Here is a 13,975-nt window from a genome sequence, read left to right as displayed (position 1 = left end):
ATTAAATATTAATGGGTTGTGTTAGCTTAAATATTCTGTGATAGAAGAAACTATCAGGTTTCCATAGTTTTCCCATGTGTAGGAGGCCGCTTTTTCGCGGGCCATTTCGCCCATTTGGGGTATCAGATTGCGGTTATCTAAAAACCATGAAATTTTTTCGGCAATAATTTCGGGCGAACGTGTGGGAATCAGAAAGCCTGTTACACCTTCTTCAATTAAATCGGCACCGCCCGTGTTTGGCGTAATTATAAGGGGCAATCCCTGGCTCATTGCTTCCTGCATAACCAGTGCCCGGCCCTCCACAATTGATGGCAGGCAAAATACATCACATGATCGCATCAGCTCCAATACCTGGGAATGTGATCTGCCCGGCTCATACGTAAAATCAGGCAGTTCATTGCGGTAAAATTCCATTGGGGCTAATAACGAACCCATTACAACCAGTTCGATATTTTTGTTATTCAGCTTTTTTATTGCCTTAAACAAATCGCCAAGGCCTTTGCGCTGCCCCATTGAACCTGCAAATAAAATGCGTAAAGGGGCGTTGCTCTTTTTAGTTATGCTTAGTACCGGTTGTTTATTCATGATATCCAATGCCGGTGATCCAAAGGGAGACATTATTGTTTTTTTGTTCGACCAATAGGGTATTGAATCCATAACAAAACTTCCCGGCCCAACCACAACGTCGGCAAGTTCAAGCTCCTGTGTTTTACGCTCAAGCTTAGCCTCCGAGTCAAGGATTCCTCCCCCCAGCGTTACTGCCCATTGTGGCAGGCGGTCCGCTTCATAACTTAGTAGTTTTTGTACTGTTTCCCAATAGGCAATTGGCAAGTCATAAATACACTTAAGTCCCAGCTTTTTTGCTTGTTTGAATGTTGCCAGCGCGCCATCTTCGTAGGCATACACGGCATCTGCTTTTCCCTTTTTTGCCAGGCTTAATAGTTGTTTTGCACAAGCCTTATCCAGATCACGGTAAACTGCATCAACAGATGCCCAGCCTTTTTCATGCTCAACACATTTGCCAAATCCTAATTTGGGCAAGGCCATACGGGCAAGTTCAAGTGCAGGCCTGGTATGTATGCAGGCTGTTGGTAGCGGGAATGATCTTCTCAACCATTCGCTGCGCGTGCCGGCAGGTAAAAGTTTAAGCCATAATGAATTGGGTGCGGCAGCTAATGTTGTGTTAAATTGAGCAAGCATATCAGCCTTAGCCAGGCTTGCCATAACAGCACGTACATTACGATTACCGGTAGGATGAGATAAAACTATTTTCATAAAACTTTTTGAAAATAACACCGTATAAAATTGTAAATAATGATCAACTCTTTATCCAGGTGTGCATGTCAAGAGCGATAGCTTCCCAACTTCTGGTTAGCCAAAACCACTGGTGTAATAGCAGCCGGCGTTTTTCGCCCTCGGTGGTTGAGATGATGTTAAGATTGTTTATCAGTTCATGAGGGCGAAATATGGCATAGCCCGGTGGTTCATCTAACAATAATGGCGCTTCGCAAATTACGGGTACAGCATGTGCTGATAGAGCTGCAAATGTGCCTGATTTACGTAAGCTATCTGCATTTTGACCTACAAGGGCTGCCTCCGCGTTTAGCATCATGGTTGAAACCTCATCGTGTTTGAGCGCGCCCATTTGTATTAAAAAACCATCCCCGAAAGTGGAAACAGAAAGATTCAGTTCCTGGGTAGCAAAATGATTGTTTTTAGGGCCTATAGCATATATCTTTTTGATCACGCCTTTTTCATAAAGTTCTTTAATTAAAGGCAGGTGTTGTTGTAATGTCCATAAACGGGTATGTGCTAAACCAAAAATTATCCACTCGCCAGGTTTTCTCGCGCTTTTTAAGCCATACTCTTTATCAAAAGGTAAAATATTTGCGCCTACCATACTTAGCCTAACTTTTTGGCTAACTGTTATGGATTCAATCTTTTGCTTTTGTTCATTAGTAACTACCGTGATGCCATCAGATAATTTGCATATTAATCGTATGGTATATTTTATAAAAACATTACGTAAACGGTGATGGGGTTTAAGATTTTTGCTGCCATCCCATGTTTCATGAAAAAATACGAATACGTGATTCTTTTCAGACGCGTTTTTGAATTTTCTTAACGCAGTTAGCAAGTTAAATGGTAAGCCCAGTTTTGAATAACTTGTTGGTGTATAATTAAGCAGCAAATCAACAGGGGCTTTGTCTTTTATACATTGTTCAACCAATAACCGCCAGTAAGCAGTTGTTAATGATAAAGGCTCGTCAACAATTTCTTCCGGGAAATATTCAACTCCTATTTTCACCGAAGTATAATATTTGTTTAAAGCCAAAGCTGTTTTATAGGCATGGTCGCTTACTCCGCAAACTCCCGGTGGGCAAGTGGGAGCAATTATAATTAACTGCTTGTTTATGCTATTATTCATTTAAAATGATAAATTAATTTCTTTGAGCTTAATTGGAATAAAGTATTTCAGATTCTACTTCGGGTTCAGGCAATGGTTTAGTTATTGCTGTTTTTATTTTCTTCTTTTTGATAAAGTGTTTCTCCCATAAGTGATATGAAAAATGGGCAACTATAGATGTCAATATCATTATCAATAGCAATTCCAATAAACTTTTACCGGGGAATGGGCTTACTTTGTCCCGGATGGCAAACATTGCAAATACTAACAGGGGATGGTAAACATATATGCCGTAAGAAATTTTACCCAGGTATTGTAAGAGACGTAAACGTGTAAATAAAAATAAACGGGCATTTTTTCGCTCAATAATTGCCGCAATAATGGTAGCACTGGTAAAGTTGAGTAACGAATAACCCCATATCCATTGATAGGCAGATGGTAAATTACTTGGCCAGCCCAATGATGCCAATGAATACGCGGGTATGGTAATAACAAGCAGTAGGCCTGCTGTTACAGTGAGCGCCATGCTTAAATATACCCAGAGTGGCTTACTTAATACTTTTCTGACTTTTTCATTACACAATAGGGCACCTAAAACAAAGGCGTCAAGATGTGAAAAAGGCAATACATAGGGTGCCAGAGCTTCTGCTTTGGCATTTCCATTAAAACCCACGAGGTATTGAATATGGTTGCAAATAACGTAGGCTAATATCCTGATAACCATTGCTAACGGAATTAACCAGCAAAATACCATTGTAGCGCTTTTTTTAGGTAACAACCATAAAAAAAGCGGCCATACCAGGTAAAATTGCCATTCAAGCGATAAACTCCATAAATGGCCATAAACCATATGAAATGTGTAGCCGTTAAATAACCATCTAAAATTGAGTGTATAAGTAAGCAGCCATGGCCATTCAATATCCAGCGCCTCGGGCTTTTTTAAAAACAAATAGGATATGCCGAGTATTAAAATGTAACCGTAATAAAGAGGAAATAAACGCAATACGCGGCGTTTATAAAAATCTTTAAAAAAAGCGATCATTCCTGTTTGCGCATATTGTTTTTTACCTTTTAAAATTATACCGGAAATTAAAAATCCCGATAACACAAAGAAGAATTGAACGCCTATCCACCCTGCAGGAAAAAGCAGGTAATGAAAGGCAATTATTGCTAAGGCAGCCAAAGCGCGTAACGCATCAAGCTGGGGGTTGTGTTTCATGATATGTTGCTATGGGTAACGTGAGGGGTAAAACGTTTATTTTCTATTAAACACAACATGTAATAATAACCGCGAAGATCAGGCATTGATTTTTGCCCAATTAACTACTTGCTTTAAGCCATTGTTTAAGGAGTATTTGGCTGTAAATCCTAATTGAGAAATTTTATGGGTGTCTGCCCGCCAGTTGGCCGGGTCGCCCTTTGGTACTTCGCCATTAAAGTTTATTTCAAGCTTAATATTTAAATGTTTTATAATGCAATGAGCAACTTCTGCTACTGTACTTTCAACACCAGATGCCAGGTTATATATTGTGAAAAGTTCATCAGCAGGTTGATTTAACACAGCTAATACCGCCTGGCAAAGATCATCAACATACAAAAAGTCTCTGCTTTCCTGGCCTGTACCAAAAAGTTGAATGCTTTTTTGGCCTAAAGCCCCGGCTTGTATGGCGCGCTGACTTACATCATATATAAGCTGTTTACGCAAACCCGGACCGTAAATAGAAAAGATGCGAAATATTGTGGCTTTCAAGCCCAGGGCTCTTGAATAATTGGCCAACAATGATTCGGCAGTTGCCTTATGTATTCCATAAGGAGATATAGGTTGTACCGGCGTGCCTTCTGTTATTGGTAATGTTTTAGGATTGCCATACACGGCTGCGCTTGAAAAGAAAAACACATGAGCCTGGGGTTGAGCCTTAATTAAATACAAGGCTAAGCGTGCAGTACCAGGCAAAAGACTTGAAAAATCCCCATAGGGGTCACTTACTGATGAGGCTACAGAGGCACCGCCTGCCAGGTGGCAAACTGCTGTTACATGATGCCCTTTAAGTAATTGTTCAAGATCGGCACTTTCAAGTGATGAAGTTGCAAAACCGGCCCACAGATGCGGGCGAAGGGGGGCTCTTAAATCGATACCGATAAGTTTATATCCCTCCTTAATTGCTTCATCAGCAAGCCAGGTGCCCAAAAAGCCCGAGGCTCCGGTTATCAATATGGTTTTGGTTTGATTCATGAAAAAAATATTTGGGGATTATCAAGGCATTCTTTCCAACGGGAGGCCATTACGCCGGGCGAAAAGTTTCGCTCGTAATATTGCCTCAATCTCTTGGGGTCAAATAGATTGTTTTGTATGTTACTTACCAGTAAAGCCAAACCTATGGTTATGTTATCCTGGGTTGGCTGAACCAAAATAGCTTCCGAATTGCCTATGCAACAATCGGCAATGGCGCCAATATTGGTGGCCATAAATGGTAAACCGTAAGCCATTGATTCTAACAAAATAAGTGGCAGGCCTTCCATTTCTGTTGATGTTAAAACCAATGCATCATATGATGCCATCAATTCGGCACCTTCCCGTTCACCGGGGTAGCCACCTAAAAACTTTATCTTCTTTTCAATATTAAGTTCTTTTGCAAGCTGTTTTAAATCAGCTTCTTTTTCGCCTTTTCCCCATAAATCGAGGGCTAAATTGCTTGAGTTTGGTAACGTGGCAAGTGCATTAAACAATAATGGCAATCCTTTATTACCAGCCAGTCTGCCAAAATAAGCCAGTTTAATTTGCGTTTTGGGTTTGCTATCCATTGTTTTTAAAACACCCTCAACAGGTGGTTGCGGAAAGCATGGGAGCCAGTTTACATCAGTAGGATTATCAAGAGTGGCTTTCCAGTAATTAAGCATTGAAGGCGCCTGAACGGCAATGCCATTGAATTTTTTGCGGCTCTCGTTCCAGATTATTTCTTCCTTTGATCTGTTTGCTATAAAATCCTGTGCTATTTTGAAACAATTGTCGGGTAAAAAAACGGATATAAAATTGGCTGAGTTTGATAATCCAATGCTTACAAAAATATCGGGATGGAAGAACTTAGCAGATAAACCTGCAGAAATTAATGACAGGTATTTTTTGATTTTTTGAAATGCTCCAGAAACCTTGTGCTCAATACATCCTATCAAAATATCCTGTCCAAAAGGCTGCTCTTTAATGGTTCTATCTGTTAAATTAATAATCTTAACATCATATCCTTCTTGTTTAATAAAATCAAATAACTCGCGATAGGCGGTTTGGGCACCTCCCAGGCCATCTGTATGGCCAATTAGTAATATTTTTTTTCTGTAGGGAGTCATATCGAATACTGTTTGAGCAATTAGGTTGACAAATTTTGCACATGGCTAAGCCAGGTAGCACGTTAATCGGGAAGTTATTTTTGATTGTATTTGGAGCCTTATTTTGCGTACGCGATGACTGCAGCTTTGAGGTTAGATTTAGGCTTTAAAGCTTTTTTAGCTTTATATGCAGTTACAACAGCACCGGGCGAAGATGCCTGGTAAATACCAAGTTTTGGCATTTCGTGTTCAATGTAGGTTTTATCCTTTTCTGAAATTATAACCGGAATTCCTCTTTCCATCCAGGCTATTGCCGATCCGCTTTTATCTATTCCATCAACCGGGCTTGTTACTACGCCTATATCAACAAGCTGCATACAATGGTTAATCATGCCAGGCGATAGGGCACCTGTTTGCCAATAAGTTACGTTGCGAATCTTTTGAGCCATATCGCCTACATTTTGGCCCCGACTATGACCGATTGCCAAAATGCCGAGATTTAAACCTGCAGATTGCGCTGCTATACTTGCAGTGTTCAGCAACTTATCTAAACCGGGGCAGTTATAAGTTGTGCCAAAAAAACCTAATACAAGCCATTTTTGAGGGGTTGATATTAAATTGGAAAGATTAGCAGACTTAGTTAGGTTTTTCCAATCACTATCATTGCCAAACTCATTTGTGGGGATGTTTCCAAATATTGGAACCACCGTTGCGTTGATTCGTATTGTTTTTAAGAAAAGTAAATAAGGTTTTATACTTGTAAAAATTGTGTCGGGATTTAAAACAGTAATGAGTGTTTTCAAAAACAATTTTTGTAAGTTGCCAAGCACTTTTTCTTTAAAACCCGCATTTACTGCCATACCACACCAAAGTTCATGAAGCATTATTTGTAACCGGGTACTGCCAATTGCTTTGCGAAGGTTAAGTAAAATATCTAACGGAAGCCCGTATTTATGAAATCCAAAACCAACATATTGTAAGCTTATAACATCGGGCTTAAAAAGATTTACTTGCTTGCTTAAATAGTTGTAGCGATCAACAGTATTTAAAGATATGGGCAGGCGAAATACCTGGAGTTCTATATTGTCAAATACTTGTACATCGGTTTCAATAACACTGGTATAACTATCCTTCAATGCAATAGCATTTACCTGGTGCCCGGTCTTGATAAGTTCACAGGCCAGCCGGCGTACATAATCGCCAACACCATCACTGCCGATTTCCAAAGAGCTACATATAAAAGTGATTTTCATTTAGTTTGTTGCTTGTTTCCAGAAACGCTAACCACATTAAGTTAAATTGTAAAGCACAATCCTTTTAAACTTGGTGAAAAAATGACGGGATATTAAAAGCCCGGGTTTTTTTATCATTAATGCGAAGTAACTTGATAGCCTGCTTTTTAACTTTTTATGTGCATTTTCATATTCCCAGTTACTGATATGTTTTTCTGGAAGCAATTGATAGTTTAGGCCTCTTAACAGTTGTTTTCGGTTAGTTTTAAACATTGGGTTTTTAAGCAGTAACATATAGTGATCTATAAGTTCATCTGCCTTACTATCCCTGATTACCAGTGTTTTTGAATTTTCATGATATCTGAAGTGAACCAGTATATCATCGATGTACATTACTTCATTAAACAGCAAGAAGTAACTTGAGAAAAATATCCTGTCGAAATAGTAGGATGAACTTTCGGAGAATTTACCCGTAGCTTTTATATTATCCAGATCGCACCATATCCCCGGTTGGTGAAATGTGTCTTTTAATGATAAAAACTTGTCTATTGACAGATCTTTATTTTTTATAATATCCTTAAAGGCAGGATTGTCATCGTAAAAATTAAAAACGCTACCCGCCACTGTACGTCCTTTTACAAAAGCGCCGGCTATGTTTACCAATGCTTTTGGCGATAGGTAATCATCACTGTTTATCCAGTTAAAAATATCACCAGTACATTTTTCAATTCCCTTATTAATGGCGTTGGCCTGGCCTTTATCTTTTTCGCTTACCCAAAAAGTTATCCAGCTTTCATATTTTTTAATGATCTGTACCGTATCATCAGTACTGCCGCCATCAATGATGATATATTCCAGGTTGGGATAGTTTTGTAACAGGATGGAGCGGATGGTTTCTTCAATATAATTACCCTGATTATAGCTTGGGGTAACTATGGATATTTTGGGCCAATGCTGTTTTGAATCGTAAGTATTTAAAACTACCTCTTCATCCCATGGCCATCCTTTTTTGGATGTAATTTGTGGCAATTGGCTAAGTAGCGACATTTTCTTCATTTGTTATTTTAACATTTTTAATCATTATGATGCTATAAGCCATGTGCATAATCACCTCAAACGAGGCTACATAAATATTTAGTAACAAAATTCCGTGCAGCGTTGAAATGTCAATTAACGATGCGGATACAGCTATGGCAGCTATGCTAAGTGGAATAAGGATGATAGGTTTTATAGCCCAGCCACGATGAGTATAAAGGGAAAAGGATGACCCGGCGATTAAACCAAGGCAACTGCCGCCTATGTTTAATACAACTTCTTTTTTAAGATTGATATATGCTGGCCCTAATACCCATAATATTTGAGCCGAGAATTGCCAAACCATCACAATTAATATGGCCATGAGTGCAAACAATACTACCTGTATTTTAAGGTAATTACTTAGCAATACTTTCCTGTTATTGGGTAAGCGTGCAAAACGGGGCGATATGAGTGTAGAAAAAAGCACATTAAAAATGCCCAATACCATAACTAACCTGCCCAAAGCACCTACCTGCGCAACTGAAGTGGTTGATCCGAAAATTGAGATGAGCCAGATAGTGATTTGCCCGGAAGCACAGTAATATATAGCACCCGGTAAAATTCGTTTAACAAATTCCAGTATATCTTTCCTGATAGCAGGATCTGGCTGTTGTTTAAAATTGGCGTAATTAAATGATGTTTTTCTTAATTGTAGGTTTGCCCAAATTTGTGGTAAACCCGAGGCAAGTACAGCTAAATATGCCCAGGGAAAGGTAAATATAGTGAGGCCAATAAGTACTAATCTTAACGCGTTTGTGCCAACTTGTATTTTTTGAAGCGGTGCAATATCCTGTTTTAGTTTTGGCGCCACCTCCAGCAAAGTACCAGACAACGATGTGAAAAATGCAGGTATAAGAGATAGTGTGATTAATATAGCCATTAACCAACTTGCACCATGATGCAGTAGCAGATACAGCAAGATTGGTATGGCTACGATAAGGCTACCAACGGCAAACTTTTTTCTGAGATCTAAACCGGTAGCTATAACCAAACCAAGTTTTTCGCGATCTTTCCAGATTTTGCCACCCTGAGACATAACACCGGTTGAAATACCCCCATCTGCCAAAAGTATCATGGTGCCCAGCATGGTGTTAGCTAATGTATATAGCGCATATTCTTTTGTAGGCAATAACCTGATAACTATAATGGCGCTTAAAAATCCAATCAATTGCACAATTAGCTGGGCCGAACCTGTTATGGTGATCAACTTTCCCCATTCAAGCGCCTTAGTGTATTTGGATGTAGCCGGTATATTTTGAGTAATAGCTTTCATGATATTTATCCAAAGTGAATTTGGATATTTTAAGTTGGGATTGAGATTTGATAAAGCAGAACTTGTTAAGGCCCTGCTTACTTAAAAACTATGACTACTAAGCTCTTTGCTTTTTTAACTTTCTGTTTGAATAATAGCTATTGTCGTACTTGTAACCATAGCCGTATTTTGCTCTTTGGATACCGTTGAACACTATATTTAAGTTTGGAAGCTTGTTTTCTTTAACTATTTGTTTGATGAACTTTAACTCAGATTTATCAGTATACCCTTGTTTTACAAGGTAAAGTGTAACATCGCATACCCTTGATAGCAGCATAGCATCAGTAACTAAATGCAGGGGAGGGGTATCAATTAAAATATCATCATAGTCGGTACGAAGCTTGTTTATCAATTGATCAAGAACAAAGCTGTCAAGCAATTCTGAAGGATTTTCAGGTATAGTGCCGGCACCAATAATAGTTAGGTTTGGGTAGATGCCAGAGGGCTGTGTAATTTCATCCAGTGACACTTCATTGTTTAAATAATTGCTTAAGCCAGGATAATCAGCATGGAGATTAAAAATGCTGGATATTTTAGGCCGGCGCATATCAAGTTCCAGAATTATTACCTTACGGCTTGTGGCTGCAAGGGCTGCACCCATATTACTGGTTACAAAACTTTTGCCTTCGCCGGCCACGCTTGATGTAAACATGGTAACCCGCCCAATTTGGGTACCTGGGTGCAACATTTGAAGGTTGGTACGTAATGACCTGAATTGTTCGCCGATGGCAAAAGCATTTTTTTCAAGTACCAAAATTGTATTTTTGCCTCTTTCCTGGTTTAACTCACAAATAACGGAAGCATTGGTTATTTTCTCAATTTCGGCACGGGTAACTACTTTGTTTTTTATGAGATCGCGCCCGTATATGCAGGAAGCCGGGATACCCAAGCCCAACAGAAAAGCAAGTACATAAGGAACTTGTTTTTTTGATTTTGGCGATACGTAGTAGGGATCCTCAATGGTGTGAATGCCGGTAAGCGTTGATGCATAGCTTAATGAAACTTCCTCTTTTTTCTGTAATAAATAAACGTACAGATTTTCTTTTATGCTTTGCTGACGTTTAATGCTTATGTACTGTCTTTCCTGCCCCGGAATATTTTTGATAGAGGCTTCGAATCCCGAATTATTATTTTTTAATTCCCGCTGTACCGAAACGAGAGAGGCTTTTATTCCGTTTATAGTTTCCTTAACCGCAATTTTTGTAGCCCTTATTTGTCTGTTTAATGGCTCAAATATTGGGTTTTGCTCGGGTGTGGTGGCTAATAACCTATCACGTTGTAACTGTAATTTTGATAATTGATCAACAAGGCTTATCAATCCAGGGTCTGAAATACCAAGTGTCGCTGGCACATTTTCGGCATTACTATTTGAATTTACATAACGTTCAATCCCTTCAATAACATTAAGCTGAACATTAACATCATTTAAACGCGTATCGTTTGTTTGAACATTATCCAGGTAAAATTTAGATTTTGAAGATATATCTGTTAAACCAATGCTGCTTTTAAAACCCTCAACATCCTTTTCAACGTTATTCAATTCGCCGGTTAATGATGATAACCGGTCATCAATAAACCTAAGTGTGCTTTGTGTAACCTTGTTTTTATCTTCGATGCTTGAGATTTTATACGCTTTGATAAGCTGGGTTAAAAATTCTTTTCCTCTTTCAGGAACTTCATCTTCTAATTCCATTTCAATAATCGGTGCATCTTTATTTAAGGTGACTAAAACAGTACTCTGATATAGCGTTACAATATCTTCTGGATTTTGAATGTTTACATTAATTGTTTTACCTATATAATTATTGAAATTACTTGTTTTAGTAAGTGTCCATTTGCCAAGGCTGTTGTTTAACGGCGTATTAAATGAGTATGCTGGTGATTCGCTGTTTTCTGTTTTTAAATAAAATGTATTGGCATCTTTAATATAAACAGCAAATGATTGATCTTTTAAGCGGCCTGAAGGTTTGATCAGGTTAAAGGTGATAGGTGTAGTGGCATAAATATCTTTACTGCTGTAAGCCGCTGTTTCCTTATAGTTTACCCATAACTGAAGATCATTAACAACCTGGCGGATAAGTGGCCTTGATTTGATCATCTCAAGTTCACTTTCAATATCTTTTGATTGTCCCGCTATATCAATTTCGGCAAGGGCTTCTTTTGCGTTATCGGCCTTTTTTTCATCCTTTACAGCAAGTTTTGCCCTGATATCATATACTGGCTTTGTGTTTTTAATGCAGTAATAAGCAATGCCCAAAGCAATTGCTAAACTAACAACAAAAAATGGCCAGCTATTTAAATACTTGGCAAATAGTCCACGTACATCTTTTGATGTGGTTTCTTCATTGTTTTCAAAGGCCGTGGTGAGGAACAGGTTCTCGTTTTTCATACCTTAATTTTTTATTACGCTTGTAAGCACAATTGTTAACACCGATAGGGCAGAAAGTATTAAACTCACAGTGCGGTAACTTCTGTCACCCGAGTTAGATTTGGTCTTGTCTGGCTGAACGTAAATCACATCATTGTTTTTTAGATAATAGTATGGTGATTTAAACAGGCTGGCCGAGGTAAGATCAATGTTTACATATTCGCGCTTTCCGTTAAGTTCACGTATTAGGAGTACGTTGTTGCGTAACCCCGTAATATTAAGATCTCCGGCTAAGCCAAGCGCTTCGGTTATTGTTACGCGCTCATTTTGAATTTTGAAAACATCCGGCCTTGCAACATCGCCTATTACCGATATTTTGAAATTTAATAACCGTACGTTTACTGATGGCTCCTTTAAATAGGTAGTAAGTTTTTTTTGTATTTGCTGTCTTATCACATTTGTTGTAAAGCCGGCTACCTTGATGCTACCAACAAGCGGTAACTGGATATTGCCATCCAAATCAACAAGGTAACCGGTTTCCTTATTGCTTTCGTCTTTCCAGGCTTCTGGATTTAAGCTGCTAACGCTGATGCCTAAAATATCTTCGGTCTGTATAGTAAGTGGTGAAAAGTTATCGATGTTGTCATTTAAATTACTTGACCTTTTTAAATCCTGGAAGTAGGGGATGTTTTTATAGGAGTTACAGGACGATAGGATAATAAATACCATAATTAAAATTATTGGCGATTGGACTTTGAAATATATTTTCATATCAAAATATGGGTTATCATGTATATAAATATCCCCAGATAATTGGAACTAATTATCCGTATTAGAATTGGGGAAGGGTTAAACTGAAAATTGGAGATTTAATTGAAGGTTTTAAGGCTGTTATAAAGCTTCGCCATTTCACTTACAGTGATTGCTTTTTTTGTAATTAAAGTATACTTAGTGTTGTTTAATGGTAATAGAACTAAGTATTTTGTTAGTAATTTTTATAAAAGTATGTCAATTATTGCGCTTTTGATAATTGAATGTTCAAACTGATACAAAGTGTGAAAATTTGTATCACAGATTCATATACGGTTGTGATGATGTGCGAAATTCAGGTTTAGTAACCTGAATTTTATAAGGGTAAAATCGCTCTTTTGATTTTAAAATGCTTTGTTTTAAGCTTAAATGGGGGTTTTAATTGTAAATCGACGGATGATGGGCTTTTCCCTTTAATGTGCATACAGTTATTTTTATGCCTGCTAAAAAAAACAAAGCATTGGTATCAACAGTAACTAGAGGGGGGATATCAAATGATTTAACAGACTTCAAAAAAGGGGGGAGCACTATTCATATATTAATTGATCGTATACATCAATTTCGGGTTTATGTATCATGAATGCCGATATGCTTAAATCTACAACTCTACGAATAATATTTAATGAATAGCGTGCAATATTGCTATCGGCTAAGTTAAAAATGAATGATTTTAAATATGTTTATATATTGTTATGGGTAAATTAATCAATATAATAGTATTTTAATTATAAATAAGCTGAATTTTGGTTATTTTTGTGTTTTTAATATAATATTACGGATTTAGTTTGTTTTTAAATTTTATTCCTATAAGTTATAAATAAGTTGAGCAATAAAATTTAATTGGTACGATAATTTATATTGATATTATAAATAACCTAGCCGTGGAAAAAGAACCAATAAAATTAAAAGAATCCTCAAAAAAACAATGGATGGTGGTGTATACCCGATCCCGGTTTGAGAAGAAGATAGATAAAAACCTAAAAGAGCAAAATGTTACCTCTTTTTGCCCGGTGGTGAAATCTCAGAATAAATGGGCAGATCGCATGAAAACGGTTGAAACCCCCCTTTTTTCTTCTTATTTATTTGTTAAAATAAACCCTCTTGAATTTACCAAAGTAAGAGGCGTTTCAGGTGTTATAAACTTTGTAAACCATTGCGGTAAACCCGTGATTATAAGTGACTCAGAGATAGAAAGAATTGAGTTAATTCTCTCGAAGTATTCGGATGTTGAGTTAGTGAACCTGAACAACTTAAGTATTGGCGACAGGGTTAAAATAAAGAACGGCGTGCTCTTAAACGTAGAAGGTATAGTGAATAGAATAATGGGTAAACTGGTATTGATGACCATTGAGCCGTTGGAGTGTGCCTTAGTAATTAAAGTTGGGCTTGACCAGATAGCTTTAAAAGAAGTTGAATGATTGTATTTTGTAGGTAATTTTAAATTATTG

General features: G+C 37.8%; 11 protein-coding genes. 1 reads left to right on the top strand and 10 read right to left on the bottom strand.

Annotated features, from left to right (window positions below; all coding sequences use genetic code 11):
• Positions 1–21: 21 nt before the first annotated feature.
• The 10 genes from AC1DYB_RS23775 to AC1DYB_RS23730 all read right to left on the bottom strand — a co-directional run bounded on the left by AC1DYB_RS23775 (position 22) and on the right by AC1DYB_RS23730 (position 12,446).
• The gene (locus tag AC1DYB_RS23775) at positions 22–1,275 is read right to left on the bottom strand and encodes a glycosyltransferase family 4 protein (protein WP_477438545.1); all 1,254 of its coding nucleotides are present in this window, start codon (positions 1,273–1,275) and stop codon (positions 22–24) included.
• A gap of 43 nt (positions 1,276–1,318) precedes the next feature.
• Positions 1,319–2,428, bottom strand: coding sequence for a hypothetical protein (locus tag AC1DYB_RS23770; protein WP_477438543.1), 1,110 nt, complete (start codon positions 2,426–2,428; stop codon positions 1,319–1,321).
• A gap of 28 nt (positions 2,429–2,456) precedes the next feature.
• Positions 2,457–3,626, bottom strand: a complete 1,170-nt coding sequence (locus tag AC1DYB_RS23765) for an acyltransferase family protein (protein WP_477438541.1) — start codon at positions 3,624–3,626, stop codon at positions 2,457–2,459.
• A gap of 78 nt (positions 3,627–3,704) precedes the next feature.
• Positions 3,705–4,640, bottom strand: a complete 936-nt coding sequence (locus AC1DYB_RS23760) for an NAD-dependent epimerase/dehydratase family protein (RefSeq protein ID WP_477438539.1) — start codon at positions 4,638–4,640, stop codon at positions 3,705–3,707.
• Positions 4,637–5,749 (bottom strand): glycosyltransferase, encoded by a 1,113-nt coding sequence (locus AC1DYB_RS23755; protein WP_477438537.1) that lies wholly within the window; start codon positions 5,747–5,749, stop codon positions 4,637–4,639. Before AC1DYB_RS23755 ends, AC1DYB_RS23760 begins: the two co-directional genes overlap by 4 nt.
• A 98-nt stretch (positions 5,750–5,847) precedes the next feature.
• Positions 5,848–6,981: a glycosyltransferase family protein gene (locus AC1DYB_RS23750; RefSeq protein WP_477438535.1), complete on the bottom strand. Its 1,134-nt coding sequence runs from the start codon at positions 6,979–6,981 to the stop codon at positions 5,848–5,850.
• Between the two features lie 36 nt (positions 6,982–7,017).
• Entirely contained in the window at positions 7,018–8,007 is a 990-nt protein-coding gene (locus AC1DYB_RS23745; protein ID WP_477438533.1) for a glycosyltransferase family 2 protein, read from the bottom strand.
• On the bottom strand, positions 7,994–9,310 hold the full coding sequence (locus AC1DYB_RS23740; RefSeq protein ID WP_477438531.1) for an MATE family efflux transporter: 1,317 nt from the start codon (positions 9,308–9,310) through the stop codon (positions 7,994–7,996). Before AC1DYB_RS23740 ends, AC1DYB_RS23745 begins: the two co-directional genes overlap by 14 nt.
• 97 nt (positions 9,311–9,407) lie before the next feature.
• Positions 9,408–11,738, bottom strand: coding sequence for a GumC family protein (locus AC1DYB_RS23735; protein ID WP_477438529.1), 2,331 nt, complete (start codon positions 11,736–11,738; stop codon positions 9,408–9,410).
• Positions 11,739–11,741: 3 nt separating this feature from the next.
• On the bottom strand, positions 11,742–12,446 hold the full coding sequence (locus tag AC1DYB_RS23730; protein ID WP_295719173.1) for a polysaccharide biosynthesis/export family protein: 705 nt from the start codon (positions 12,444–12,446) through the stop codon (positions 11,742–11,744).
• A 962-nt stretch (positions 12,447–13,408) separates the two neighbouring features.
• Between AC1DYB_RS23730 and AC1DYB_RS23725 the strand changes: the two genes are divergently transcribed.
• Positions 13,409–13,945 (top strand): UpxY family transcription antiterminator, encoded by a 537-nt coding sequence (locus AC1DYB_RS23725; protein WP_477438527.1) that lies wholly within the window; start codon positions 13,409–13,411, stop codon positions 13,943–13,945.
• Positions 13,946–13,975: the final 30 nt, after the last annotated feature.

Source organism: Mucilaginibacter sp. P2_A4 (assembly GCF_056405015.1).
This window is presented reverse-complemented; position numbering and strand designations above follow the sequence as displayed.